The sequence below is a fragment of the Natronococcus occultus SP4 genome, from assembly GCF_000328685.1.
GTDB classification, from domain to species: Archaea; Halobacteriota; Halobacteria; order Halobacteriales; family Natrialbaceae; genus Natronococcus; species Natronococcus occultus.
Map to the genome: position 1 here is coordinate 2742952 of NC_019974.1, position 25832 is coordinate 2768783.

Here is a 25832-nt window from a genome sequence, read left to right on the forward strand (position 1 = left end):
GCCGTACCTGCTACGGCGTATCGCCCGGTCGTGCTCCGTCTCAATCCTCGAGCAGCGACCGCGAGGAGTTGGTGACGACCAGCAGGCTGCTCGCGCCCATCGCGAGGGCGGCAAACAGCGGGTTGAGCAGTCCCGTCACGGCAAGCGGGATCGCGATCCCGTTGTAACAGAACGCCCAGCCGATGTTGCCCTTGACCCGACGGTCGGCAGCCCGGGCGAGTTCGAAGACGGTGTCGACCGAATCGATCTCGTCGTCGACCAGCGCCACGTCCGCGGCGTCTGCGGCCATCGCGGTGCCACCGCCCAGCGCGATCCCCAGGTCGGCTGCGGCCAGCGCCGGCGCGTCGTTGGTGCCGTCGCCGACCATGACCGTGCGACCGGTCCGCTTGAGCCGTTCGACGGTCTCGGCCTTGCCCTCGGGCGGAACACCTGCGAATACCCGATCGACCGACGGCTCCGCGCGGAACCGCTCGGCCGCGCGGGCGTCGTCGCCCGTGAGAACGACGACATCGGTGCCCGTCTCGGCGATCGACGCCAGGGTCTCCGACCACCCGTCCCGGAGTTCGTCGCCGACGACGATCATCCCCTCCGCGACCCCATCGCGGCCGACCGCGACCGGCACGCGACCCGTCTCGCGGCGCCCGGCGATTCGGTCGGCGAGCTCGTCGGGCATCGTCCAGCCCTGCTCCCGGAACAGATCGGGGTGGCCGACGAGGACGTCCTCGCCGTCGACGGTGCCCGCGACGCCGTTGCGGTAGCTCTCGAACTCCTCGATGCCGTCCGCGGTCGGCTCCTCGCCAGCGCTTGCGTCGGCCGCGGCGGCGGGCTCGACGGCCCCGCCGTCGGCGACCGGGCGCTCGGCCGCGATCGCCTGTCCGATGGGGTGAGCCGAGCGTCCCTCGAGCCGGGCTGCCCGTTCGAGGACGTCCGCCGGGAGATCGGTCTCGACGACGGTCATCTCCCCGGTGGTCAGCGTTCCCGTCTTGTCAAAGACGACGGTGTCGGCGTCGCGGATGCGCTCGAAGACGGTGTCGTCGAAGACGACGATCGATCGCTCCAGGGCGTCCCGGATCCCCGCGGCGACGGCAAGCGGGGTCGCCAGCCCGAGCGCGCAGGGACAGGAGACGATCAACACGGTGAGCCCGACCAGCAGGGCGCCGGCGACGCCGGCTCCGGTCAGCAGGTAGACGCTCGTGACGACGACCGACAGCACGAGAACGAGGGGGACGAAGATCGTCGCCAGCTTGTCCGCGAGCTTCTGGATCCCGTGGCTCGAGCTCTGGAGGTCCCAGACCAGTTCGGTCACCCGGTCGAGGCTGCTGGTGGCGTCCTCGCCGACACGGATCGTGACGGCGCCGTCGGTAACGAGCGAGCCGCCGACGACCGGATCGCCCGGCGTCTTGCCGACCGGGAGGGACTCGCCGGTGACGACGGCCTCGTCGACCGCGACCTCGCCGTCGACGACCTCGCCGTCGACGGGGATCCGTTCGCCCGCCCGCACCAGCACCCGGTCGTCGGGTTCGAGGTCGCCGACGGCGACGTCCTCGTGGTTCCCGCCGGGCCGGACACGGCGGGCCTCGTCGATCTGGACCGCGGTGAGATCCGAGAGCCGTTCGGTGGCCCTGTCCTTGATCGTCGACTCGTAGTAGTTGCCCACCGAGACGATGACGATGATCGCGACGGTGACGTCGTAGTAGATGTGGTCGCCCCCGACCGCGATCGACAGCGTGCTGTAGAGGTAGGCGCTGACGGCCGCGATCGTCACCAGCAGATCCATGTTCGGCGACCGGGTCTTCGTGGCGACGTAGGCGCCCTGCAGGATCGGCTTGCCGGTCACGCCCAGCACGATCGTCGTCAGCGCGCCGATCATCAGGTAAAACGGCGTCGCGAGGTCACTCGCCAGCGCCTGGCTGAAGAACTCGTAGGTCCGCTGGTCGTAGAACAGCCCGCCGAAGTAGGTGGGGTAGATGATCAGCAGGTACTGCATCATCACCATCATCCCCATGAGGACGCCGACGATGATCCGGCCCATCATCCAGTTGTCGGCTTTCCGTCGCATGAACGCGTCCTCGCGGTCGTAGGCGCTGTAGCCCAGGCCGCTGATCGCCTCCCGGAGATCAGGCTGTGAGACGGCGTCGGGATCGTGGTCGATCCGGACCGTGTCGGTGACGTAGCTCGAGTCGGCGTTGCTAACCCCCTCTGTTCGCAGCGCCGCCGACTCGATGAAGGCCTCGCAGGTCGCACAGTGCATCCCGTCGACCTCGAGGTAGGTCGACTCGTGATCGTCGGGCACCGCCCGACTCTCGTCATCGGCTCGCTGGCGACGGACGTCCTCGGGGGCGACGTCCTCGACGTCACCTAAGGCGTCGTAGACGTCCCGACAGCCGACACAGCAAAAGCGGTTCCCGTTGTCGTCGGTGACGTCGCTGCCCTCGACGGGGAGCTCACACAGCGTGCAGCCGGGTTCGTGAGTGTGGTCTGTCATCGTTCAGTGGTGATCGTGGGTGTCGACCCCCGGCGCGTCGATCCCGTCGTAGAACGGGAGCTCGGGGTGGGGGACGTGGACGCCGACGCTCATCAGCCCGTGGGCAAAGAGGACATAGCCCAGTACGACGAACGCGACGCCGAGCAGGCGGTGGACCCGCTGGCGGTGGACGACATCGACCGACTCGACGACGGTGCCGTAGAGAAACACCGCTGGAACGGTCCCGAGCCCGAGTGCTGCCAGCGCGAGCGCGCCGCCGGCCGGCGACCCGGTCGCGAACGCATAGAGGAAGGCCGGATAGAGGATCGGACACGGGAGCAGCCCGTGGAGCGCACCCAGTCCGACGATTCCGGGGCCGTTCGCCAGCCCGTCGACGCGGGTCAGCAGCCAGCCCGTCAGGCGCTCGAGACCGGGCAGGTGGATCCCGCCAGTCGTCCGTCCGAGCAGGTAGTAGATTCCGGTGGCGATGACGAACCCGCCGACGAGCAGGCCGACGCCGCCCCGGATCGGCTCGACGATCGGCGTCAGCGAGTCGGTCGTGACGAACAGGAGCCCTCCGAGCGCGCCGAATAAGGCGCCGAGCAGCGTGTAGCTGGCGGTTCGCCCGAGATTGAACAGCGCGTGCTGGCGCACTTCGTAGGTCGACAGGTGCGATCCCCGTTTCCCGGACGGCTCGCCGTCGTCCATCCGACCCGCGTAGACGGTAACGAGCGGCCCACACATCCCGATACAGTGGGCACCGGCCAGCAGGCCGATGACCAGAAAGAGGACGACATCGACGCCAAGGAGTGTGAACGGGTCCATGCGTGGTCAGTGTCGAGGCGTGCTCGACTCGTTGCCCGAGCTATCCGCCCGACAAGGTAATCCGTTTCGGCTCGCGGCTCGATCGGACGCCGGCACCACGGTCGCGCCGTTCCGAACCCGTACTCGTTCGGCCGACCGCGTCCTCGGGCTTACTTCTCGTGCCCTCGCTCGACCTCCCGTGCGCGCTCCTCGAGCTCGTCGGCGTCGGCGTCCGTCTCGGGACCCACGCTCGCGCCGTGGGCCTGGAGCACCGAGGCGTCGAGTCGCGAGGGCGTGAAGGAGCCGTCGTCCTCGCTCTCGTCCTCTGTGTCGCCGGTATCCGTTCCGCGACGGAGTCGCGATGGGAGCGTACGGAACATACGTGTAGAAGCGTCGACAGGACTGATAACCGTTGTGGGGGGTCGGCCCCGAGAACAGAAGCGACGGTACCGACGACTACTCCACGTAGCGGTACTTGCGCTCGCCCATGCGGCCCCAGCCGTCGAAGACGAACTCCTCCTCCGGGGTGGTGAACTCCTCGACGTCGACGTCCATCTCGTGGTTGTGTGCGTCGTGGACCTCCTCGTAGTCCTCCCAGCTCAGGTCGTAGCGCTCGGCAAGCTGTTCGTCGACGTTCAGCGCCTCGATCTCCTCGGCCCAGCCGTCCCGGACCGTCTCGGCGTGGATCTCGGCCTGGGCGCCGCTGCCGTAGGAGCCCACCAGCAGCGTCTGGTCGGTCATGTCGCGGCCGTTCTCGAGGGCCTGCTTCAGCGCGCTGATGCGGGCGATGTGGACCGAGCCGGTGTACCAGTTGCCGACCTCCCGGGAGATCGTTAGCGTCGGGTCGATCGTCTCGGCGTACCACTCCTGGTAGCGGTCAGTTTCCTTGAGCGCGTCCGTGTACTCGCGGCGCGCTTCGTGGTACTCCTCTTCGGTGTCGAACGCCTCCGCCCGTGGCTGGCGACCGATCTCCGCGGCGAGCTCCTCTTCGATGGCCGTATCCCGCGTGATGTAGCGGTAGCCGAGCAGACCCGCCTTGCGGACCATCCCCGGGAACGGCGTGTGGAACGGGATGAAGGCGACGTCGTCGGGGTGGACGTCGCCCGCGACGGTCTCGAAGTCCTGCAGGGCCTCGCGCATCCGGGCGAGGTAGACCTTGACCGATCGCTTCCCGTCGACCGAGGGGAATTGCTGGTTCGGTTTGAGGAAGTCCGTCTCGTCGGCCGAGCCGTACCCCTGCTCGGGCGAGAGTTCGATGAGGTCCGGGTCCTCGGCGATGTACATCGCGACGGCGCCCGCACCCTGGGTCGCCTCGCCCGCGTCACCGCGAGCGTAGAGGGCGGTGTCGGTCGCGATCACCAGCGCGCCCCGGCCCCGGTTGCGGCCCGCGCGGATCCAGTTGTAGGCGTCGTCGAGACTCTGGGTGCCGGCGATGCAGGCGAACTTCCGTTCGCCCTTGTTGGCGTGGTGGAAATCGCCGTCGTACACCTGCTCGAGACAGCCCGCGACGTACGTCGAAACCGGCTTCGAGTTGTCGAAGGCGCTCTCGGTTGCGACGTCGATTCGACCGACGTCGTCGGGATCGAGCCCCTTCCGGTCCATCAGTCGATAGGCGGCGTTTGCCGCCATCGTGACGATGTCCTCGTAGCTGTCGGGGAACGAACTGGCGTTGAGCCCCAGCCCCTTCGTGTACTTCTCCGGAGCCTCGCCCTTCTGGGGGGCGAACGTCCCGGGTAGATCGAGCTTGAGGTTCCCGGTCCAGATCTCGACGGCGTCGATACCGACTGTGGTCATGGTACGCGAATATTGTCCGATCTATATGATATTGTCGTTCCCCGCTTCGACGGTCGTCGAACCCAGCGTCGAGGATACGAGTGGCTTCGGGAGCGGTGGCCGACGGTCCCATCGGACCGAGCGACGGACGAGCGGGCGGTATCGCTCGTCGGCTGTCGAACCGCGAAAATCAGTCTTCGTCTTCCTCGACGACCTCCGGATCGCTCATCGCGCTCTGGAGGCTGTCGAGGCCGTTGATCCACTCGGTGACCAGGCCGTACTCGAGCTCCTCGGCGACGCTCATATCCAGCTCCTCGCCGTCGATGATCAGTGTCCCGGCCTGGGCGGCGTACCCCAGCGCCGCGTCGAGATCCTCCTCGGCCTCGGCGTTTGCGGCCGCGTCGAGGTAGTCGGCGACGTCCCCCTCCTCGGCGGGGCCATTGGCGACGTACTCCTCGGCGGCAAAGAAGACACAGACGAGACTCGTCTGGACGCCGTCGACGAGGATCAGCTTCTCCTCGTCCTCGATGTCGACCTCGCCGAGGACGACCTCGCGGACGTCCTCGATCTCGGAGAGAGTCTCCTCCTCGTCGAGTTCGCCGTCGTCGTAATCGGAGACGATCTTCGCGATCGCGATCGCGGTATCGTCCTGCAGATTGAGCAGCAGTCGTGCCGAGTCCTCGTCCTCCGGATCGATCTCCTCGTCTTTGATGCGATCGATCCAGTTCTGCCAGCGTTCCGCCGAGTAGTACTCGGTGGGGGGATTGCTCATACAGACACCTACACCGGCCGCTTGAAATGCCTTTCTCTACCTGTATTCCGTGACGACTGTCCCCAAACGGGCGATTCAGGCGCTCTCGAGCGTCGATTCGGTGTCGATCCCGTAGACGTACTCCGGGGTCTCGACGTGGGCGTTCCGGACCGCGTCCTCGTGGCCGTTCTCGAGCAGCCAGGCGACCCGACGGGGGACCGTCTTTGGCCCCATCACGGCGCCGGGCCGGTCCGGATCGTCGATGTAATCGGTCTCCATCAGGAACGGCTCGCCGCGCTCGCTCGCTCGCTCGAGTTCGTCCTTGTCACAGATGACGCTCGGAATCGGTCCCGCGAGACGCCCGCCCGCGTAGTGTTTGACCACCCTGTGAGCGGGGAGGCCGGCTTCCTCGGCCCACTCGGTGACTTCGGTGAGGTCCTCGCTTCCTTCGGCGTGGAGCTGGACGGCACAGTCGAGTTCGGCACCGTACTCGAAGGCCCGACGCATGACCGCGTTCGAGGACGCCCAGACGTCGTCGTCGACCTCGTAGTGGGGTCGACCCGACTTCAGCGCCAGCGCGTCGCCCGACTCGACGTACTCCGCGGCGACGTCGATCCCGCCCTGCATGATCTCGCGGGCCTGCTCGGGCGTGTAGCCCCGTTCGTCGACGAGCCGCGAGATCAGCCCCGGGTGGATCCCCAGAACGGGCCAGGCCCGTCCCGGGAGCTCCGCCGTGGCGTCCGCGACGATCTCGAGGGTCCGCTCGAAGACGGGACGGAAGTCCTCGCCCGCGTCGGCCTCGACGCCGAGGTGCCAGGAGGGTTTGTTCACCACGAGCATGTGGGTGCCGCCGACGCGGACGAAATCGCGCACGGCGTCGATCCCGCGGTTGTTGTCCGGATCGAGGTGGAGGTGGTTGTCCAGCACCGGCCGATCGTCGTCGATCATACCCGCAGGTGGGGCCGCGGCGGGTGAAAAGTCACCGACTCGCGGTGTCCGCGGCGCCTGCGGCGCCCGCGGCACCCGACGTCCGGCGTCGGAGGGACCGACCGACCCGCTACTCGTCGAGGGTCACCGCCTCGTCGGCGGCGTTTCGCAACGCGTCCGAACGACCGTAGCTGCCCGGCGCGATCGCGATCGTCTCGAGACCGGTTCGGCCAGCGTGCTCGAGGACGGGCTTGAAGTCCGTATCCCGCGAGGCGATCGCCAGCCGATCGATCGCGTCCTCGCCGGCCAGTGCGGTCGCGTCGACGGCGAGCTTGACGTCGACGTCGCCGCTGGTGACGATCACCTCGAAGCCGCGGGCCTCCGCGGCCTGGATGAGCCCGGGCGTGGCGTGCTCGTCGAGGTAGAGTCTGAGGACGCCGACCCTGCCGAGGTCCTCGGCGGCGGTCCGCAGGTCGTCTAAATCCACGTCGAACTCGTCGCGAAGGACGTTCGGCCCGTCGACGAAGAGGCCGACCGTCGGACGGTCGTCCCCGACGTCGAATCGGGCGCGGAGGCGGTCGAACATACCCGCGATTCGGGGATCCGGGAAAAAGGTGTGACGGATCGGCTCGGCGCGTGATCGGTGCGTGCGATGTGGCCAGACCACGGCCGACGAAAAGACATTACTACCCGCGGAGTGTCAAACCGACTATGCCGCTTCAGACGCCGCCGTTACGTGGGATCCACGCCGAGCGTGGTGCGAAGTTTACGGAGTTCGGTGGCTGGGATATGCCCGTGGAGTTCGACTCGATCCAGACGGAACACCGGGCCGTCCGCGAGGACGTCGGGATCTTCGACGTCTCCCACATGGGACAGATCCACGTTACCGGGCCCGACGCCACGACGCTGATGCAGCGGCTCACGACCAACGACGTGAGTCGTCTCTCGGTCGGCGACGCCCAGTACGCAGCGATCACGGACGACGACGGCGCGATCATCGACGACACCGTCGTCTACCGGCTGCCCGACGAGGACGGAGACGCGACCTACCTCTTCGTTCCCAACGCGGGCACCGACGAGGCGACCCACGAGCGCTGGATCGGCTACCGCAACGAGCTCGAGCTCGAGGCGACCGTCGACAATCAGACCGACGAGTACGCGATGTTCGCCCTCCAGGGGCCGGAGGCCGCGGAGCTGCTCGCGGAGACCGCCGAGGACGCACCGACCGATCTCGAGCAGTTCGAGGCGACGTACGCGACCGTCGAGGGCGTCGAGTGCTGGACCGCTCGCACCGGGTACACCGGCGAGGACGGGTTCGAGCTCGTCGTCCCCGCCGGTGAGGCCGAGCGGGTCTGGTCGGCGCTTGACTGCCAGCCCTGCGGGCTGGGCGCTCGCGACACGCTCCGGATCGAGGCCGGCCTGTTGCTCGCGGGCCAGGAGTTCGACATCGAGTCGAACCCCCGGACCCCCTACGAGGCGGGGATCGGCTTCGCGGTCGACCTCGACACCGAGTTCGTCGGCCGGGACGCCCTGGCCGCGGCGAAAGACGACATCGAGGAACAGCTCGTCGGCTTCCAGCTGATCGATCGAGGGGTTCCGCGGCACGGCTACGACATCACGAACACCGAGGGCCGGGTCGTCGGCGAGGTCACGAGCGGCACGATGAGCCCGACCCTCGAACAGCCGATCGGACTCGGCTACGTCCCGATCGAGTACGCCGACCCGGGGACGACGCTGCAGGTAGTCGTCCGCGGCCGATCGAAGAAAGCAAGAGTTGAGACCACGCCGTTTATCGACACAGCATAACCATGAGCTTCGACGTTCCAGACGACCGACGGTACCGCGAATCGCACGAATGGGCGCTCCAGACCGACGACGGAATCCGCGTCGGCATTACCGACTTCGCACAGGACGAACTGGGCGACGTCGTCTTCGTCGAACTCCCCGACGAGGGCGAGTCGGTCGCCCAGGAGGAGGAGTTCGGCGTCATCGAGTCGATCAAGGCCGTCTCCGACCTGTACGCTCCGGTCGGCGGCGAGGTGCTTTCGGTCAACGAGGCGCTGTTCGACTCGCCGGAGCTCGTCAACGAGGACCCGTTCGGCGAGGGCTGGATGCTCGAGATCGAGGGCGCCGACGAGGCCGAGCTCGACGAGCTGCTGTCGGCCGACGAGTACGAGGACCAGATCGCCTGATCAGGGCTCCTGTGGCGTCGCCCGGTTGAAAAGTACCATCACCGTTCCCGAGGCGACGACTGTCAGTACCGCCCACGCCAGCCACAGCGTCGGTTCGTCGAGAAGGTAGACGACGGCGAGCGTCGCGAGGAAGACGGCGGTCAGCGCCGCGGTCCACAGATCCTTGCTGCGGGTCGATTTCGGTCCCGTCACCGGTCGCTCACTCGAGCGTGACGAGGTGATCGAGGACGTCCTCGAGCGGTTCGGTCGTCACGGCCAGCGAGTAGCCGTCGATTCGGGCGAGGTCGGCGGCGTGTTCCCAGAGGTCGTCCTCCTCGATTCCGTGGAGGACGACGGCGTTGGGGGTCGGGTTGACGACCCGCAGCGCGACCGCGACGGCCTCGCCCCGGGTGACGCCGGTAAAGACCAGCACGCGGTTCGTGCTCTGGCCGTACAGCCGGAAGAACTCCTCGCTCGAGAGGCGGGTGATCGCGCCGATGCTGTCGATGACGGTGTGGCCGCTGACCCGGTCCGTGTTGCCGACGGCGACCTCGGTCGCGCCGATCTCGTCGTACAGCTGGATCAGCGGCTTCGAGGTCGCGTACTCGCGCAGGTCGTAGACGACGTCGCTCTCGAAGCCCGCCGAGAGGACGCGGCCGTACTGGCGGATGCGGTCGCCGCCGCGCCGTTCGTCGATCGTGAGCAGCCCCTCGACGAGCCGCCCGATGACGCCGATCCCGGGGCTCTCCCGGCGCCCGCTCTCGTAGTCCGAGATCACCGACGAGGACACCTCGAGCTCGTTTGCCAGGTCGGTCTGGGAGACGCCGAAGTCGGTTCGCCACTTGCGCAACGTTGCCCCCGGATCGTCGCTCAGCGTGATCTCTCCCGCGATCTTCTCGGCGAGTTCCTGCTTGGGTCCACGGCCGCCCATACGCGAGGGTCGATCGGTCGGCCCAAGTAGCTACCGGAGTCGCCCCCTCAGGCGCCCCGGCCGACTCAGTCGGTCGACTCCGCCGGCGCTTCGACCGTCTCGATGCGCTCGTCGATCCAGTTCGTGGCGGCCTCGAGGACGTCGGGATCCCCGCCAGCGAGCCGGATCCGACCCGGGCGATCCTCGCCGCGGGGGTAGCTCCCGACGGCGACGTCGAACTCGTCGGTGACGTCCTCGAGGACGGCCGTCAGCGACCCCTCCGGTGCGGGGGTGTACAGCGTCCGCGAGTCGACGTCGCCGGCGAACTCGTTGGCGACCTCGCGAAACATCGCTCGCATCTCCTCGGGGATCCCCGCGAAGACCGAGACGTTCCCGACGACACAGCCCGGCGCCCAGGCCTCCTCGACGACGATCGGTCGCGCCCCCGCCGGGAGCGACGCCGCGTCCTCGAGGTCGATCTCGAGGTCGTACTCCGCGACGAGATCCGGATTCTCCTCGCGGAACCGCCGGGCCTTCTCGGTCAGGCTGTCGTAGATCTCCTCGCGGACGACCATCTCGCGACCCAGCCCCGCGGCGACGGCCTCGATCGTGACGTCGTCGGGCGTCCCGCCGAGTCCACCGGTGACGATCACGGCGTCGAAGTCCTCGCTCCAGTCGGCGACGGTGGCGGCGATGAGCTCGCGGTCGTCGGGAATCGTCAGAATGCGCTCGACGGTCGCGCCCCGGTCGGTGAGCTGCTCGGCTAACCACGCGGCGTTGGTGTTGGTGGTCGTCCCCGCCAGCAGCTCGTCGCCGACGGTGACGATCGCGACGTTCATGGACTGGGTTGGAACTCGAGTCAGTTAGCGACTGCGCCGGCCGGTTCCGGGCCCGACGCCGCGTTCGATTCCGGGGGGACGGTTTTGGGAGCAGGGCTGGTACTTCTCACCGATGCTCATCGCGACGTTCCGACTGGAGCTCGACGCGCTCGCGCTCGCGGAGACGTTCGAACGCCATCCCGAACGCGTCGCCACTCACGACACCGACTGGACGATGCCCTGTCTCTGGGCAGCGAACGCCGACTTCGAGGCGCTCGACGGGACGCTCGCGAACGACCCGACTGTCGATTCCATCGTCGAAACCGTGAGATTCGACGACGAGAAGGACTACCATAGCGACTGGAGCGACGACATCCAGGAGCGAATCGACGCGTACGTCGACCACGAGGGATCGCTGTTGAGCGCGGCGGCGACGGCGGACGGCTGGCGGGTCCGGTTCCGGTTCGTAGCCCGCGACCAGTTCGACGCGTTCCGCGAAGTACTGACCGAGGAGAGGTACTCGTTTCGGCTGCTGGAGCTCGTCCAACCGGACGAACCGCGCCACTCGATCGGGGTCCTCACCCCGATTCAGCGGGAGGCCCTTCGCGCCGCCCGGGAGCACGGCTACTACAGCGTCCCCCGCGAGATTTCGACGCGCGAGCTCGCCGCGGAACTCGACATGTCCCACCAGAACCTCTCGGAAGTGCTCCGGCGAGCGACGGAGAACCCCGTCGAGGCGACGCTACAGCCGACGACCTCTGACTGACGACCGTCCGAGGGGTCCTAAAAAGGTTCCAGGGCAAGCAGGAGAGACATTCGTTCCAAGCCGCTATGACTGCTAATGAGTACGACCCCTCGCGACGTCCTCGTCGGGGACGCTCCCGATATCGGCCACGTGATCGTGACCGAACTCGCCGAGCGGACCGACGCGGATCCGACGACGCTGCCCCCGCTGCACGAAACGATCGACCTGCAGGCAGTGAGCGATCTGTTCCGGGGCGACCGATCCGGCCGCGTTCGCTTCGAGTACGCCGGCCACGAGGTGACGACCGACGGAACCGAACGCGGCCGGATCGACGACCTGGAGCGTGAGCGTCCTCGTTCGAGAACCGACTCGACCGCCCGGATCGGAACGCGGGAACCGGCGGAGTCCGGGTTCCGCCTTCGCTGTGCAGTCTGTGGCTGGAACGCCACCGCCGACGACTCCGGACCCGAGGACGCGAGTCGCCGGGCGATCGAGCACTTCGTCGAGACGGAGCACTCGCCGATTCGGCGGATCGGGTCCGTCGACGGGTAGCTCAGCTCGTCCTTGGAGTCGGGGACAGCACGGGACCGGAGCGACGATCCCTACTGAGACCTGACGTCCTCCCGTCCCGGCTCGACCTGAAGACGGTCGGCGAGGAGTGACGCTCCGCAATCCCTAAACGCGACTCGCACCAACCACGTCCTAATGAGCGACTGGACCGAGAAGTCGGGAACTTGTGATGTGAAGTACCTCGGGGTCAAGCCCCGAGGCACTCTCGCTGTATCTCTGTAGATTCGATGTGCTGAGGATGTCGAATATGCGTCGTTGTTTGCTCATGGATGTGGAGACAAATTCCGACCGGCAGGCACAGAATGGGTATTTCCATATATCGGGGAACATTTTTACTTTCACCCACCATACACCAAAACATGGCAGACATAGCGCTGGACGACCGTGGTCGCCTCACGCTCCCGAAGGAGGTTCGAGAGCGATATGGAGACCGATATCACGTCGTTCAGCTTCCCGACGGGGTCAAATTGGTTCCGGTCGCCGACGACCCGCTCGAGGCACTCAAGGACGAGTTCGCGGACGTCGAGAAATCGGCTGACGAGCTTCGTGACGAAGCTCGTGACGCAGCGCTCGACGAGGCTGGACGATAGATGTATGCAGAAACCGATTTTCTCCTCGCGCTGATTAAGGACGACGACTGGCTCGGAGAGGCCGCTGAGTCGGTGTACCGAGAGCACCGAGACGAGTTGTGGACGTCACAGTTCACGCTCATCGAACTCCTGATGGTCGCCTACCGGGAAGAACGCGATACCGAGCGTGTCGTCTCGAACGCTGCCAACCTCGTCGAGGTGCGTGGTGACGTGGAGACGGTCGTCACAGCGGCGACGTACGTCGAAGACCACGGATTCACACCGTTCGACGCACTCCACCTCGTCGAATCTAACGGCGATACCATCGTCTCGAGCGACGATGCGTACGACGGTGTCACTTCCCGCCTCGATTTGAAAACGGCCGACGAGTAACGCTTCGGAACCACTAAACGCCGCACATCCCAACAACGTAGCAATGAGCGACTGGACCGAGACGTACCGCCCGACGACGCTGTCGGAGGTGCGCGGCAACAACAAGGCCCGGGACCAGCTCGAGGAGTGGGCCGAGAGCTGGGACGATCACCGAAAGGCGGTGATCGTCCACGGGAGTCCCGGCGTGGGGAAGACCTCGGCGGCCCACGCGCTGGCCAACGATATGGGCTGGCCCGTGATGGAGCTCAACGCCAGCGACAGCCGCGGCGCGGACGTGATCGAGCGCGTCGCGGGCGAAGCCTCGAAGAGCGGCACCCTCACCGCGGGCGGCTCCGGGCGACGGCTCGTGATCTTAGACGAGGCGGACAACTTCCACGGGAACGCCGACTACGGCGGCTCGCGCGAGGTCACGCGGGTCGTCAAGGACGCGAGCCAGCCAATGGTGCTGATCGCCAACGAGTTCTACGAGATGAGCCAGTCGCTGCGGGACGCCTGCGAAACGATCGAGTTCCGGGACGTCTCGAAGCGATCGATCGTTCCCGTCCTGCGAGACATCTGCCGACGCGAGGACGTCGAGTTCGAGGAGGAGGCCTTAGAGAAAATCGCCGAATCGACCAGCGGCGACCTGCGGTCGGCGGTCAACGACCTTCAGGCGGTCGCCGAGGAGGCCGAGCGCCTGACAGTCGAGGACGTCGTGACGAGCGAGCGCGACACCACCGAGGGGATCTTCGACTTCCTGGACGCCCTGATCAAAGAGGAGGACGCCCAGGGGGCGCTGTACGCCTCTTACGACGTCGACGAGACGCCCGACGACCTGCTGAACTGGATCGAGGACAACGTGCCCAAGGACTACGAGGGCGCGGAGCTGGCCGACGCCTACGAGTTCCTCTCGAACGCCGACCGCTGGCTCGGTCGCGTGCGGGCCACGCAGAACTACTCGTTCTGGCGGTACGCCACCGACAACATGACCGCGGGAGTCGCGGCCTCTCGCCGCGATCCGAAAGGGGGCTGGACCCGCTACGGGCCGCCCAGCTACTGGTCGAAGCTCGGCCGCACGAAGGGCACCCGTAACACCCGCGACGCCATCGCCGAACGGATCGCCGAGCGGGAGGGAACGAGCGTCGCGACGGCTCGCCGGGAGATCCTTCCGTTCCTCTCGGCGATGACCCACCACTGCAAGAACCGCGAGCTGACGGTGCGGATGGCGGCCACCTACGAGCTCGACGAGGGTGAGGTCTCCTTTGTTACCGGCAGCGGGAAGACGACCAACAAGGTCGAGTCGATCGTCGAAGACGCCGCGGAGCGACGCGAGGAGCAGGCGGTCGAACACTCCGGAAACGCCTTCTTCGGGAGCGCCTCGAGCGACGCCGACCTCGAGGACGTCGATGTAGGCGATGAGGGGACCGGTGACGACCAGCAGTCGCTCGGGGCCGTCGCCGAGACCGAAGGCGAGGGGACGTCCTCGGAGGGGACGACCGACGAGCCCGCCGAATCCGACGACGACCAGTCCGGCCTCTCGGATTTCATGTGATCGGGGTCCTCGGCGCGGCGACATATCTAGATATAGACTCACCGACACTATTACCACGGTTGGTATCGATACCCACGCCTGGTGAGTGTAGATCAATGACCGACTACGACTGCCCGCTTTGCTCGGAGGAGTACGAGGGGCGGACGGAGCTCCGGGTGCACCTCGAGGTCAAACACCGAAAATCCGAGATCGTCTCGTCGTTTATCGATTCGGCGGTGGGCCGTTCGTCGGGGGGCGACGAGCGGACGCTCGAGGATGACCGGCCCGCAGCACCGCTTTGAGCGCGGGCGACGTTTTGCCGTTCCGTTCGGCGACCGCGGGCTGACTCAGAGAAGACCGACTTCAGTTCCGGCCGCCTGGAACGCCTCGAGACAGGCGACGATATCGTCCCGGTCGTGGGCCGCGGTTGGGGAGACCCGGAGCCGACAGCGATCGTCGGGGACGACTGGCGGTCGAAGCGCCGGGACGATCACGTTTCGATCCCGGACACCGGCCGCGAGATCCAGCGTATCCTTCCGATCGCCGACGAGGACGGGGAGGAGCTGTGAGTCGCCGAGCACCTCGAACCCCATCGACTCGAGCCCGTCCCGGAGGTGGGCGACGTTCTCCCAGAGCTGTTCGCGAGCGTCGCCGTGGCGGGCGAGGTGAAGCGCTTCGCTGGCAGCCGCGGCGGCCATCGGCGTGAGCCCGGTCGAGTGGGCAAACGGCCGGGCCTCGTTTGCGACCAGCTCGACGAGCGCGTCGCTGCCCGCGATGTAGCCGCCCTGACTCGCAAGCGCCTGCGAGAGCGTGCCGAGCTGGATGTGGATCCGGTCCTCGAGCCCCTCGGCCTGGACGACGCCGCCGCCGTCGGCGTACAGTCCCGTCGCGTGGGCCTCGTCGACCATCACCCACGCGCCGAACTCCTCGGCGGCCTCGCAGATCGACCCCAGCGGAGCGACGGTCCCGTTCGTGGGGAAGACGGTGTCGGTGACGATCAGCCACGACTCGTCCGTGGAGCTGGCTCGGCCGGCTCGCTCCGCCAGCTCGGCTCGAAGGCTGGCGGCGTCGCAGTGGTCGTAGACGACCGTCTCGGCGTCCGAGAGCCGACAGCCGTCGACGATGCTCGCGTGGTTGCGCTCGTCGGAGAAGATCACGTCCGGCTCGAGGGCCGTGATCGTCCCCACATTGGCGGCGTACCCGGAGGAGAAGGCGAGCGCGCGGTCGGTGCCCTTCGTCTCCGCGAGCAGCCGCTCGAGATCCCGGTGGACGAGCGTGTCGCCAGTGAGCAGTCGGCTCGCTCCGGCACCCGTTCCGACGGTGGCGCCGGCCTGGCGCGCCGCGTCCTGAACCCGCTGGTCGGCGGTGAGCCCGAGGTAGTTGTTCGACGCGAACACGAGCGCCTCCTCGGAGTCGAGCACCGGGAGCTCGCCTCCCGACGGCGCCGCGAAGTACCCCCGCTCGGCAATGCGGTCGACGGGCGCGAGCGATCGTTTCTGGTCGTCCTCGACAAGGACGTCGAGCCGACCCTCGAGGTCGAACCCGCGGTCTTCCATTCGAGTAAAGGGAGTCCGCCCCGTGTTTTCACTGTCACGGTTCGCGTCGGCGTCCCGCCGGACCGGTTAGCGCCCCCGTTCGCGCCGCAGACGCCCGGGAGCGCGCCGTTCCGATAGTGTGTCTCTGTCGCGGTGACGGGATACGCTTGCAAGTCAAGGGGTTCGACATTATATACGGGTTCGGCGTCGGGCGTTCTATGCCGGACACCAATCCCCGGTTCGACTTCACCCGCCGCGAGGCGATCGCAGCAGGCGGTGGCTTCGTCGGGCTAAGCATCGTCGCCAGGCGCGCGGCGGCCTCGAGCGAGTTCTCGCTCGAGGACGTCGAGGAGGCCGAGATCGAAGAGCAAGGCTTGCAGTTTTTCAGCCTCGAGCAGGGCCAGATCGTCCAGGATATGGCCAACCGGATCTACCCGTCCGACGACAACGGGCCAGGTGCCCCCGAGGCCGGCGTTGTCTACTTCATCGACCGACAGATGAACCAGGACTGGGGGCAGGGCGAACGCTGGTACATGGAGGGGCCGTTTCCCGGCGTCGAGCAACTCGATCTGGACACGGGGGTGGAAGAAGCCACTCCTATCGGCGGACCCGTCGGCGGCGAGGGGGTGGGCGAACCGGCCGAACACGACGGCGCGGACGAAGGCGACGGGCACGACGCCGACGACGGCGAAGACGAGATCGAAGACGACGAGGCGGCGGAAGAGGTCGAAGAGCAGGAGGGTGACCCCGGAGAGCCGGAGGAGGACGACGTCGAAGTCGAGTGGGCCGGCGAAGAGCCGGCCGAGGGACAGGGCTGGCAACAGCCCCTGACGCCGGCAGAAGCGTACACCTACTCGATCGACTTCGTCGAGGCGTACTGCGAGGCAGAGTACGACGAGAGCTTCGTCGACCTCGACGGCGACGAGCAAGACGAGGTCATCGAGGCCCTTCAGAACGACGAGGTCGGGACGTTCCGTGGACTCGAACCGAGCGACTTCTTTGGTCTGTTGCGAGCGAACACGCTTGAGGGAATGTTCGCCGACCCGATGTACGGCGGCAACCAGGAGATGATCGGCTGGCGGCTGAAGAACTTCCCCGGCACGCCCGGTTCGCTCGGGAGTTACCGCGCGAACATCCAGGACGAGGAGTACTTCGAGATCGACGAACCGCGGAGCATGGCCGACGACGTCCAGGAGCAGGGGCTCAACCCGGACGGCGATCACAGCCACTGAAGAGAACGGGCAGCAGCGACCGAAGCAACGAAACCCAATCAAGAGACTGAGCAACATGGTACAAGAACTCGATCCCGTCGACGTCGTCACCGTCGGCGTGGGCTGGACCGGCGGCATCATCGCGAAAGAACTGGCGGAAGAAGGCTACGAGGTGGTCGGCTTAGAACGCGGCGGCGAGCGTTCGACGGAAGATTGGCTCACTGTCCACGACGAACTGGGCTACGCCCTGCGATACAAGCTGATGCAGGACCTCTCCCGGGAGACGATTACCTTTCGACACGAGCCGGGAGACACGGCGCTACCGATGCGTCGATACGGCGCCTTCCTTCCGGGGACCGGCGTCGGCGGGGCCGGCGTCCACTGGAACGGCGTCACCTGGCGGTTCCTCCCGTACGATTTCGAGATCAGATCCGAGACGATCGATCGGTACGGCGAGGACGCGATCCCCGAGGAGATGCAGCTTCAGGACTGGGGGATCACCTACGAGGAACTCGAGCCCTACTTCGATGAATTCGAGTACATGGCCGGTATCTCGGGCGTCGCCGGTAACATCGAGGGCGAGATCCAGGACGACGGCAACCCCTACGAAGGACCCCGGTCCCGGGACTTTCCGCTGCCGCCGATGATGGAGACACCGGCGCTCGAGACCTTCATGGACGGCGCCGAGGAGGCTGGATTCGAGCCGTTCATCCAGCCATCGGCGAACCTCTCCGAACCGTACGAGAACACCGACGGCGTGCAACTCGGGCAGTGCGAGTACTGTGGCTACTGCGAACGGTTCGGTTGTGAATGGGGTGCGAAATCCGATCCGACCGTAACTGTCCTCCCGGTCGCCCACGAGACGGGGAACTTCGAACTGCGAACCCACTCGAACGTCGTCGAGTTGCTCTACGACGAGGACGCCGAGGAGGTGACCGGCGTCAAGTACGTCGACCACCGGACGAACGACGTCTACGAGCAGCCTGCGGACGTCGTCGCGCTCACTGCCTACGTCCTCAACAACGTCCGGCTGCTCTTGCTGTCGGAGATCGGCGAACCGTACGACCCCGAGACGGGTGAGGGAGTTGTCGGGAAGAACTACTGTTATCAGAACTTCGGCGGCGCCGCGACGGGCTTTTTCGACGACGAAGAGTGGAACCTCTATATGGGTGCCGGCGCGCTCGGGGCTGCCTTCGACGACATCAACGGCGACAACTTCGATCACGGAGACCGCGACTTCCTGCACGGTGGCTCGGTTTCGATGAGCCAGACCGGCGAGCGGCCGATCGCGAACAATCCCGTTCCCGAGGAGACGCCATCGTGGGGCTCGGAGTTCAAAGAGCAGAGCCTCGAGTACAACCACAGCTCGCTGTCGATCTCGTGTCAGGGTGCGGTTCTCCCCTTCCAGGACAACTACCTCGACCTCGACCCGAACTACACCGACGACTACGGGCTCCCGCTGCTCCGGATGACGTTCAACTGGCACGAGCAGGACTACGCCCTCTCGGAGTTCGCGAGCGACGTCTGCGAACGTGTGATGGAGGAGATGGGCGCCGACACCGTCGACGCGACCGGCGGTCTCGAGGGCGACTTCGACATCATCCCCTACCAGTCGACTCACAACACCGGCGGTGCAATCATGGGTGCCGATCCCGAGGAATCGGTCGTCAACAGCTACCTGCAGTGCTGGGACGCGCACAACCTCTTCGTTCCGGGCGCGTCGGCGTTCGCCCACAACAGCGGCTACAACCCGACCGGAACCGTCGGCGCGCTGGCGTTTCGCGCCGCCGAGGGGATCCAGGAGTACCTGGACAGCCCCGACCTGCTCGCCAGCCCCGAAGCGTAACGGTGGTCGGTAGTACGGATTTCGTATCCGACCCTGTTGTCGAATCCGAGTCGGTCGACCCGTCACGCCGACGCGGCGAAGGCGACCGAGGCGGTACCGCTCGATCTCAAATTGCCGCATAATACGGAGAGCGGTCCGACAAGGAACTTATCAGAGTCGAGGGTCTCAACACGTGTATGAGTGAACGGGCGGGGTCCTCTGAAGCAACGTTCTGGGGTGATGTGGACGACACCGAGGCCCTCCAGCACCACCGTACCCTCCTCGATACGATCGACGACGGGCTCTACCGACTCGACGCCGACGGCCGCCTCGTCTCGGTTAACGACGTCCTCGTCGAGATGACCGGGTACACGCGCGAGGAGCTGCTCGACGAGCACGTGTCCGTGCTCTTCGGCGGCGACGGTGCGACGGTCGAACACGAGATCGACCGTCTCCGAGCGAACGGCTCCGACCAAAGCGAGCCACTCGATCTCACCGTGGAAACCGCCGGGGGAAAACGGGTTCGCTGTGAACTTCGGATGAGCGTGCTCGACGAGGACGATCCCGTCCGGGGAACGCTCGGAATCGTTCGCGAAGTTAGCGAACGCAACCGGGCGGAAACGAAAGCCACCGAAGCGACCTTTCGTCGCCTGTTCGAGAACGTCCCCGGCAACTACCTCATCGTTCAGCCCGGGGAGTACGAAATCGTGGCCGTGAGCGATGCGTATCTGGACGCGACGATGACCGAGCGGGAGGAGATCCTGGGCAAGACGTTGTTCGAGATCTTCCCGAACAATCCCGACGACCCGGCCGATGGCGTCGAGAACCTGCGCGAGTCGCTCGAGAGAGTAGCGGAGGACGGGGAAGCGGACACCATGCCGGTGACGCACTATCCGATCCCCGACCGCGAGTCCGGCGGCGACGACTTCGAGGAGCGCTGGTGGAGTCCGGTCAACTCGCCGGTGTTTGATACGGACGGCGAAATCGACTACATCATCCACAGCGTCGAGGACATCACACCGATCGTCCAGGAGCTCCAGGCGGACGGCGAGCAGGAGCTGCTACAGGATCCCGACGCGACGGACTCACAGCTCGCGTCGGACATCGTGCTGCGCGGACAGGAGTTACTCCAGCAGGCGAAGCAAGAAGCGTACGAACAGCTACGCGAGAGCGAAGAACGGTTTCGCGCCTTGGTCACGACCACGTCGGACGCGGTGTTCAGTACGAACGCGGACTGGAGCGAGATGCACAGCCTGGAAGGGGCAGAGTTCCTTGCTGATACCGACGAGCACGATCCGTCGTGGATTGAAAAACACGTCCCGCCCGAAGATCAGCCGCGCGTTCGAGAAGCCATCGACGAAGCCATCCGCACGAAAAGCAGCTTCGAGCTGGAACACCGGGTCGTTCGCGAAGACGGTACCGTCGCCTGGATCGTCTCGCGTGCCACGCCGCTCCTGAACGAGGACGGCGAAATCACTCGGTGGCTGGGTGCGGCAAACGACGTGACCGAGCGGGTCGAACGCGAACGCTACCTCGAGGACGCAAAAGAGCGCCTGGAGGCGGCGACCGAAGCCGGCGCCGTCGGGACCTGGGAGTGGCAGATTCCCGAGGACCAGATTTTCACGGGCGCTTCGTTCGCCGAGACGTTCGGGATCGATCCCGAGACGGCTACCGAGGGTGTATCGGTCGACCAGTTCGTCTCGGCGATCCACGACGACGATCGCGAGCGGGTCGAGCGAAAGATCGAGGACACCATCGAATCAGGAGCGGAGTTCGAAGAAGAGTACCGCGTCTGGGACGCCGACGGCGACCTCCGGTGGGTCGTCGCACGCGGGCACGTCGAGTACGACGACGACGGGAATCCGGTAACGTTTCCCGGTGCCCTGGCCGACATCACGGAGCGCAAACAGTTCGAGCGACGGCTCGAGAAATCCAACAAGCGCCTCGAACAGTTCGCGTACGCCGCTTCACACGATCTGCAGGAGCCCCTGCGGATGGTCACGAGCTATCTCAAGCTGATCGAGCGTCGCTACGCGGACGAACTCGACGAGGACGCCGAGGAGTTCATCGAGTTCGCCATCGACGGCGCCGAGCGGATGCGCGACATGATCGAGGGACTGCTCCAGTATTCGCGGATCGAAACGCGCGGCGATCCCTTCGAGCCGATCGATCTGGACGCCGTTCTCGAGGCCGTTCGCCAGGACCTTCGGATGAGGATCGAAGAGAGCGACGCCGAAATCACGGCCGAGTCGTTGCCTCGTGTCGAGGGCGATCCGGGACAGTTACGCCAGGTGCTCCAGAACCTGCTCTCGAACGCGATCGAGTACAGCGGCGACGAGCCGCCGCAGGTGGATATTTCGGCCGTTCGGAACGGTTCGGACGTAATCGTTTCAGTCACTGACGAGGGGATCGGCATCGAGCCGGACGACAGCGATCGCGTCTTCGAGGTGTTCCAGAGCTTGCACGCCCAGGACGAGCATTCGGGAGCCGGGATCGGCCTCGCGCTCTGTAACCGCATCGTCGAGCGCCACGGCGGCGATATCTGGGTGGAGTCCGAACCGGGCGAGGGCGCGACGTTCTCGTTCGAGCTCCCCGCTGCAAGCGCCGACGAGGCGTGAATCCACCTACTGAACGCGTTCTCGCGGCCAGCGCTGAACGAGGAACCGTGCTCCCGAGTAGCGGTGCGATCGCTCACGGGTCGGGGTGCCAGCGGAGGTCGCTCCGCCGGACAACGAACGGCGTCGCGCCGCAGGCCGGACGGCTCGTCCCGCCGCTGTCGGGGTCGTCGGATCGCTCCGGGATCGTGTGGCGGTGGCCACAGTCCACACACTCGATGGTGACCGACATGGCCGAACGAACGCTCCTCGGTCCCATGAGCCTGTGGGGTTGCTCTCGTACCGTGTTCGAGGGACGAACGGCTTCGTCGTTCGAACGGTATCGAAGAGAGAAAGGTCGCCGAGTCGTGAACGAGCAATCGATCCGGCGTCTCAGGAGCTCACGAACTCACAGAGGGACGATGTCGCTGTATCCGGTATATCTGTGTTTTAGTATCGTGGTATACGTTGTCATCACCACCGTAGTATCGAGACGGCTGTACAGGATAATAAGTTTTGTTGCCAGCTCCGACCTGTCTACGCTCCACCCGAATCCCACGACCGCGTCCAGTCGGATAACAAGACTGAATACCGCGACCGGAAACTCCTACGCAGGTGACCGGTTCACCCGTGGGCTACATTGCAACAGTGAGACGGACCGTCGGAGAGCTCTCGAGCGGCGGCCGCGGGAAGATCCTGCTCGCGGTCGCGTTCGGCTGGTTTCTGTCGATCAGCGTACGGATGATCTATCCGGCGCTGTTGCCCTACCTCCGCGAGGGGTACGGGCTCACGCTGACGACCGCCGGCCTCCTGCTGACGGTGCTGTGGATCGCGTACGCGTTCGGCCAGCTTCCCGGCGGGATCCTCGCCGACTGGGCCGGGGAGCGCCCGCTGTTGATCGCAAGCTCCGTCCTCGCGGCGACGATGCTTACGCTGGTGATCGTCGCGGATTCGCCGATCGTCCTGTTCCTGTCGACGGCGCTTTTCGGCGCCGGAACGGCCCTGTACGGCGTCTCGAGGTTCACGATTCTCGGCGAGATCTACTCGAAGCAGCTCGGGACCGCGACGGGCGCGACGATGGCCGCCGGCGACGTCGGGAACGCGGTGATGCCGCCCGCGGCCGGGTTCATCGCGGCCGCCGTCGGCTGGCAGTACGGCTTCGGCTTCGCCGTGCCGCTGTTCGTCCTCGCCGCGGTCGGGCTCTGGACGACGCTGCCGAAACAGGAGCGCAGCGAGACGCCGCTGCGCGAGCAGTTCTCGCTCGAGGACGTCGCCCCGACGGTGTCCGATCCGATCGTCCTGCGTGGCACCGCGTTGCTCGTGCTGTGGGCGGTGATCATCCAGGCGTTCATGGGCTTTTACCCGACGTACCTGATCGACGAGAAGGGGTTCTCGGGGCAGGCCTCGACCGTCCTCTTCGGGTTCTTCTTCGCGCTCGGGATCCTGCTGAAGCCGATCGCCGGCCGCGCCTACGACAGCGTCGGCGTCCGGACTCCGCTGCTGGTGATCATGAGCGCCGCCGGGGTCGCCCTCGCGGCGCTGCCCGCCGTCGACGCGGCGTGGCCGTTCGTCGTCCTGACCGTCCTCGCGAGCAGCCTGCTGGGGTTCGAGACGATCGTGATCTCGGATCTCACGCGGCGGTTGCCCGACGGGACGCGGGGAACGAACCTCGGCGCGCTCCGGACGGTCTACCTCGCGCTCGGCGCCGTGAGTCCCGTCGTCTTCGGTGCGATCGCCGATCTGGGCTACTTCGACGAGGCGTTCGTCGGCATCGCCGGACTCGCCGGACTCGTCGTCTGTATCGTGTTCGTCTCGGTCGACTACTGAGACAGATTCGGTAGTCGGGACGCTCCCGTTCGAAAAAAGAACCGATCGCGGCGTTAGTCGAGGAACTCCTCGATGTGGTCGGCGACCTCCTCGGGGGTGTCGCCGACTGGGACGCCCGCGTCGTTCAGCGCCGAGATCTTGCTCTCGGCGGTCCCGGTGCCGGAGCCGGAGACGATGGCGCCCGCGTGGCCCATCCGCTTGCCCGGCGGAGCCGTGCGGCCGGCGATGAAGCCGGCGACCGGCGTGTCGACGTAGTCGTCGATGAACGCCGCGGCCTCCTCCTCGTCCTCGCCGCCGATCTCGCCGCACATGACGATGGCGTCGGTCTCGGGGTCGTCCTCGAACAGCTCGAGGGCGTCGACGAAGTCGGTACCGATGATCGGGTCGCCGCCGATCCCGATCGCGGTGCTCTGGCCGAGCCCGCGGTTGGTGAGGTTGTCGACGACCTGGTAGGTCAGGGTGCCCGACCGGGAGACCAGACCGACGTTCCCCTCCGAGAAGATGTTGCCCGGCAGGATGCCCAGCTTGGCCTCGCCGGGGGTGATGAGCCCCGGACAGTTCGGGCCGATGAGTCGCGTGTCGGTCTCGGTGAGGCGCTTGTTGACTCGTGCCATGTCCTGGGTCGGGATGCCCTCCGTGATCGCGACCGCGAGGTCGAGGTCCGTATCGAGGGACTCGAAGACCGCGTCACCGGCGAAGGCTGGTGGGACGAAGATCACCGAGGTGTCGGCGTTCTCCTCCTCGACGGCCTCGTGGACCGTGTCGTAGACGGGGACGCCCTCGACCTCCTGACCGCCCTTGCCGGGGACGGCGCCCGCGACGACGTTGGTACCGTACTCCATCATCTGCTTGGCGTGGAACTTGCCTTCCCCGCCGGTGATGCCCTGTACCACGACGCGCGTGTCGTCGTCGACTAGTACACTCATGCTTGTCCCTCCTCAGCGTACTCGACGGCACGCTGGACCGCGTCCTCGAGGGTCTGTTCGACCGTCACGAGGTCCTCGTTGAGAATCTCCATACCTTCCTCCCAGTTGGTCCCGGCCAGTCGGACGACGACCGGCTTCGGGATCTCGTCGAACTGCTCCAGGGCCTCGTTGATCCCGCGGGCGACCTCGTCGCCACGGGTGATCCCGCCGAAGATGTTGAAGACGACGCTGTCGACGTTGTCGTCCGAGAACACCATATCGAGCGCGTTCGCGATTCGCTCGGCCTTCGCGCCGCCACCGACGTCCAGGAAGTTCGCGGGCTCGCCGCCGTAGTGATCGACCAGGTCGAGCGTGGTCATCACGAGACCGGCGCCGTTACCGATGATGCCCGTGTTCCCCTCCAGCCGAACGTAGTCGAAGTCGTACTCGTCGGCCTTCTGCTCGAGGTCGTCGCCGCCGCTTGCGGCCTCGGCCTCCATCTCGGCCAGTTCGGGCTGGCGGAACAGTGCGTCCTCGTCGATGTTCATCACGGCGTCGGCCGCGATGACCTCGTCGTCGTCGGTGACCATCAGCGGGTTGATCTCCGCGTCGGAGCCGTCACGGTCGTCCCAGAGCTGGTAGAGCGTTGTCAGCACGCTCGAGACGTCGCGGGCGACGGCCTTGTCGACGCCGGCGTCGTAAACGGCCTTGCGGGCCTGGTAGGGGTGCATGCCAAAGGAAGGGTCGATGTGTTCGCGGGCGATCGCCTCGGGATCCTCCTCGGCGACCTCCTCGATGTTGACGCCACCCTTCGTCGAGACCATCGCGACGGGCTTGCCCTCGCCGCGGTCCATCGTGATGCCGACGTACAGTTCGTCGACGAAGTCGACCGCTCCCTCGACGAGAACCTGATCGACGTGATACCCCTTGAGGTCCATCCCGATGATCGATTCGGCTGCCTCGCGGGCCTCCTCCTCGTTCTCGACGAGTTCGATCCCGCCGGCTTTCCCCCGACCGCCGACCTGTACCTGTGCCTTGACCGCGACCGGATAGCCGATCTCCTCGGCTGCGGTCAGTACGCCGTCGACGTCCGAAGCGAGCTCTGACTCCGGCGTCGGAATTCCGGCGTCGGCGAAGACTTGCTTCGCCTGGTACTCATGTAGTTTCATACCATTCGAACCGCCGTCCCGGCCTTGCTTAAATCCTGCCAGTTTCGGTTCGATTTGCGGCAGTGATTGCCGTATCTCGCCGCCTCCTCGCCGCTCGGCCGAAATTAACTCAGTTCCGTATTAGAGTAGCTTTATTAGGTGGGGCGTGCTAGACGCTGGTGATGCCCGAAGTAACCGTCTCCGAGTCCCTGTACAAGAAGCTCGAGGAAGAGAACCCCGAGTCGATCGAGGACGCGGTGTGGGAGCTGATGTACCAGGCACGACGCGAGTCCCAGTACCAGTAGTCGCGACGCTTTCGTAGTCGAACGCCCGTTACTTCTGTCGAGCCGTTCGCCGACCGCAGAGTTGTGTCGCCGTTCGC

At 66.2% G+C, this 25832-nt stretch carries 27 protein-coding genes; 13 read left to right on the forward strand and 14 right to left on the reverse strand.

Going from position 1 to position 25832, the window contains the following annotated elements; all coding sequences use genetic code 11:
* Window positions 1-40: 40 nt before the first annotated feature.
* The 7 genes from NATOC_RS13705 to NATOC_RS13735 form a co-directional block, all read right to left on the reverse strand.
* The gene (locus NATOC_RS13705; RefSeq protein ID WP_015322048.1) at window positions 41-2485 is read right to left on the reverse strand and encodes a heavy metal translocating P-type ATPase; all 2445 of its coding nucleotides are present in this window, start codon (window positions 2483-2485) and stop codon (window positions 41-43) included.
* Window positions 2486-2488: 3 nt separating this feature from the next.
* Window positions 2489-3289, reverse strand: coding sequence for a sulfite exporter TauE/SafE family protein (locus NATOC_RS13710; RefSeq protein ID WP_015322049.1), 801 nt, complete (start codon window positions 3287-3289; stop codon window positions 2489-2491).
* A gap of 149 nt (window positions 3290-3438) precedes the next feature.
* A complete protein-coding gene (locus tag NATOC_RS13715) occupies window positions 3439-3648 on the reverse strand; it encodes a hypothetical protein (RefSeq protein ID WP_015322050.1) in 210 nt (69 codons plus the stop codon).
* A gap of 76 nt (window positions 3649-3724) precedes the next feature.
* Window positions 3725-5062 (reverse strand): hydroxymethylglutaryl-CoA synthase, encoded by a 1338-nt coding sequence (hmgB, locus tag NATOC_RS13720; RefSeq protein WP_015322051.1) that lies wholly within the window; start codon window positions 5060-5062, stop codon window positions 3725-3727.
* A 169-nt stretch (window positions 5063-5231) separates the two neighbouring features.
* Complete coding sequence (locus NATOC_RS13725) at window positions 5232-5813, reverse strand: DUF2150 family protein (protein ID WP_015322052.1); 582 nt, start codon at window positions 5811-5813, stop codon at window positions 5232-5234.
* A gap of 75 nt (window positions 5814-5888) precedes the next feature.
* Window positions 5889-6740 carry a TatD family hydrolase gene (locus tag NATOC_RS13730; protein ID WP_015322053.1) on the reverse strand — a complete coding sequence of 284 codons (852 nt, stop codon included), beginning with the start codon at window positions 6738-6740 and terminating at the stop codon, window positions 5889-5891.
* Between the two features lie 109 nt (window positions 6741-6849).
* Window positions 6850-7305, reverse strand: coding sequence for an NYN domain-containing protein (locus NATOC_RS13735; RefSeq protein ID WP_015322054.1), 456 nt, complete (start codon window positions 7303-7305; stop codon window positions 6850-6852).
* A 125-nt stretch (window positions 7306-7430) separates the two neighbouring features.
* Between NATOC_RS13735 and gcvT the strand changes: the two genes are divergently transcribed.
* On the forward strand, window positions 7431-8525 hold the full coding sequence (gcvT, locus tag NATOC_RS13740) for a glycine cleavage system aminomethyltransferase GcvT (protein WP_015322055.1): 1095 nt from the start codon (window positions 7431-7433) through the stop codon (window positions 8523-8525).
* Window positions 8526-8527: 2 nt separating this feature from the next.
* A complete protein-coding gene (gene gcvH, locus NATOC_RS13745; RefSeq protein WP_015322056.1) occupies window positions 8528-8911 on the forward strand; it encodes a glycine cleavage system protein GcvH in 384 nt (127 codons plus the stop codon).
* Here gcvH and NATOC_RS13750 read toward each other — a convergent pair whose 3' ends face one another.
* The 3 genes from NATOC_RS13750 to NATOC_RS13760 all read right to left on the reverse strand — a co-directional run bounded on the left by NATOC_RS13750 (window position 8912) and on the right by NATOC_RS13760 (window position 10639).
* Window positions 8912-9103 carry a hypothetical protein gene (locus tag NATOC_RS13750; RefSeq protein WP_015322057.1) on the reverse strand — a complete coding sequence of 64 codons (192 nt, stop codon included), beginning with the start codon at window positions 9101-9103 and terminating at the stop codon, window positions 8912-8914.
* A 7-nt stretch (window positions 9104-9110) separates the two neighbouring features.
* Complete coding sequence (locus NATOC_RS13755) at window positions 9111-9821, reverse strand: helix-turn-helix domain-containing protein (RefSeq protein ID WP_015322058.1); 711 nt, start codon at window positions 9819-9821, stop codon at window positions 9111-9113.
* Window positions 9822-9886: 65 nt separating this feature from the next.
* A complete protein-coding gene (locus tag NATOC_RS13760; RefSeq protein ID WP_015322059.1) occupies window positions 9887-10639 on the reverse strand; it encodes a competence/damage-inducible protein A in 753 nt (250 codons plus the stop codon).
* A gap of 112 nt (window positions 10640-10751) precedes the next feature.
* Between NATOC_RS13760 and NATOC_RS13765 the strand changes: the two genes are divergently transcribed.
* From NATOC_RS13765 to NATOC_RS13790, 6 genes are all read left to right on the forward strand, one after another.
* Complete coding sequence (locus NATOC_RS13765; RefSeq protein WP_015322060.1) at window positions 10752-11384, forward strand: helix-turn-helix domain-containing protein; 633 nt, start codon at window positions 10752-10754, stop codon at window positions 11382-11384.
* A 75-nt stretch (window positions 11385-11459) separates the two neighbouring features.
* Window positions 11460-11915 carry a HalOD1 output domain-containing protein gene (locus tag NATOC_RS22400; RefSeq protein ID WP_015322061.1) on the forward strand — a complete coding sequence of 152 codons (456 nt, stop codon included), beginning with the start codon at window positions 11460-11462 and terminating at the stop codon, window positions 11913-11915.
* 377 nt (window positions 11916-12292) lie between these two features.
* Window positions 12293-12523: an AbrB/MazE/SpoVT family DNA-binding domain-containing protein gene (locus NATOC_RS13775; RefSeq protein ID WP_015322062.1), complete on the forward strand. Its 231-nt coding sequence runs from the start codon at window positions 12293-12295 to the stop codon at window positions 12521-12523.
* Window positions 12524-12895 carry a type II toxin-antitoxin system VapC family toxin gene (locus tag NATOC_RS13780; protein ID WP_015322063.1) on the forward strand — a complete coding sequence of 124 codons (372 nt, stop codon included), beginning with the start codon at window positions 12524-12526 and terminating at the stop codon, window positions 12893-12895.
* 43 nt (window positions 12896-12938) lie between these two features.
* Window positions 12939-14426 (forward strand): replication factor C large subunit, encoded by a 1488-nt coding sequence (locus NATOC_RS13785; protein ID WP_015322064.1) that lies wholly within the window; start codon window positions 12939-12941, stop codon window positions 14424-14426.
* 95 nt (window positions 14427-14521) lie between these two features.
* Window positions 14522-14707 carry a hypothetical protein gene (locus NATOC_RS13790; RefSeq protein ID WP_015322065.1) on the forward strand — a complete coding sequence of 62 codons (186 nt, stop codon included), beginning with the start codon at window positions 14522-14524 and terminating at the stop codon, window positions 14705-14707.
* A 45-nt stretch (window positions 14708-14752) separates the two neighbouring features.
* Here NATOC_RS13790 and NATOC_RS13795 read toward each other — a convergent pair whose 3' ends face one another.
* Window positions 14753-15961, reverse strand: a complete 1209-nt coding sequence (locus NATOC_RS13795) for an aminotransferase class I/II-fold pyridoxal phosphate-dependent enzyme (protein ID WP_015322066.1) — start codon at window positions 15959-15961, stop codon at window positions 14753-14755.
* A gap of 197 nt (window positions 15962-16158) precedes the next feature.
* On the opposite strand from NATOC_RS13795, the gene NATOC_RS13800 reads away from it, so the two are divergent.
* The 3 genes from NATOC_RS13800 (at window position 16159) to NATOC_RS13810 (ending at window position 21594) form a co-directional block, all read left to right on the forward strand.
* Window positions 16159-17172: a gluconate 2-dehydrogenase subunit 3 family protein gene (locus NATOC_RS13800; protein ID WP_015322067.1), complete on the forward strand. Its 1014-nt coding sequence runs from the start codon at window positions 16159-16161 to the stop codon at window positions 17170-17172.
* Window positions 17173-17227: 55 nt separating this feature from the next.
* On the forward strand, window positions 17228-18997 hold the full coding sequence (locus NATOC_RS13805; RefSeq protein ID WP_015322068.1) for a GMC family oxidoreductase: 1770 nt from the start codon (window positions 17228-17230) through the stop codon (window positions 18995-18997).
* 176 nt (window positions 18998-19173) lie between these two features.
* Window positions 19174-21594 (forward strand): PAS domain-containing sensor histidine kinase, encoded by a 2421-nt coding sequence (locus NATOC_RS13810; protein WP_015322069.1) that lies wholly within the window; start codon window positions 19174-19176, stop codon window positions 21592-21594.
* Between the two features lie 73 nt (window positions 21595-21667).
* Here the strand turns inward: NATOC_RS13810 and NATOC_RS22405 are convergent, their stop codons facing one another.
* Entirely contained in the window at window positions 21668-21823 is a 156-nt protein-coding gene (locus NATOC_RS22405; protein ID WP_015322070.1) for a hypothetical protein, read from the reverse strand.
* Window positions 21824-22185: 362 nt separating this feature from the next.
* Between NATOC_RS22405 and NATOC_RS13815 the strand changes: the two genes are divergently transcribed.
* Window positions 22186-23397: an MFS transporter gene (locus NATOC_RS13815; RefSeq protein ID WP_015322071.1), complete on the forward strand. Its 1212-nt coding sequence runs from the start codon at window positions 22186-22188 to the stop codon at window positions 23395-23397.
* Window positions 23398-23450: 53 nt separating this feature from the next.
* Here NATOC_RS13815 and sucD read toward each other — a convergent pair whose 3' ends face one another.
* Together sucD and sucC are read right to left on the reverse strand one after the other, a co-directional pair.
* Entirely contained in the window at window positions 23451-24323 is an 873-nt protein-coding gene (gene sucD, locus NATOC_RS13820; protein ID WP_015322072.1) for a succinate--CoA ligase subunit alpha, read from the reverse strand.
* A complete protein-coding gene (gene sucC / locus NATOC_RS13825; protein WP_015322073.1) occupies window positions 24320-25471 on the reverse strand; it encodes an ADP-forming succinate--CoA ligase subunit beta in 1152 nt (383 codons plus the stop codon). The genes sucD and sucC overlap by 4 nt, the downstream gene beginning before the upstream one ends.
* Before the next feature lie 161 nt (window positions 25472-25632).
* Between sucC and NATOC_RS23070 the strand changes: the two genes are divergently transcribed.
* Window positions 25633-25755: a hypothetical protein gene (locus NATOC_RS23070; RefSeq protein ID WP_015322074.1), complete on the forward strand. Its 123-nt coding sequence runs from the start codon at window positions 25633-25635 to the stop codon at window positions 25753-25755.
* Window positions 25756-25832 lie beyond the last annotated feature (77 nt).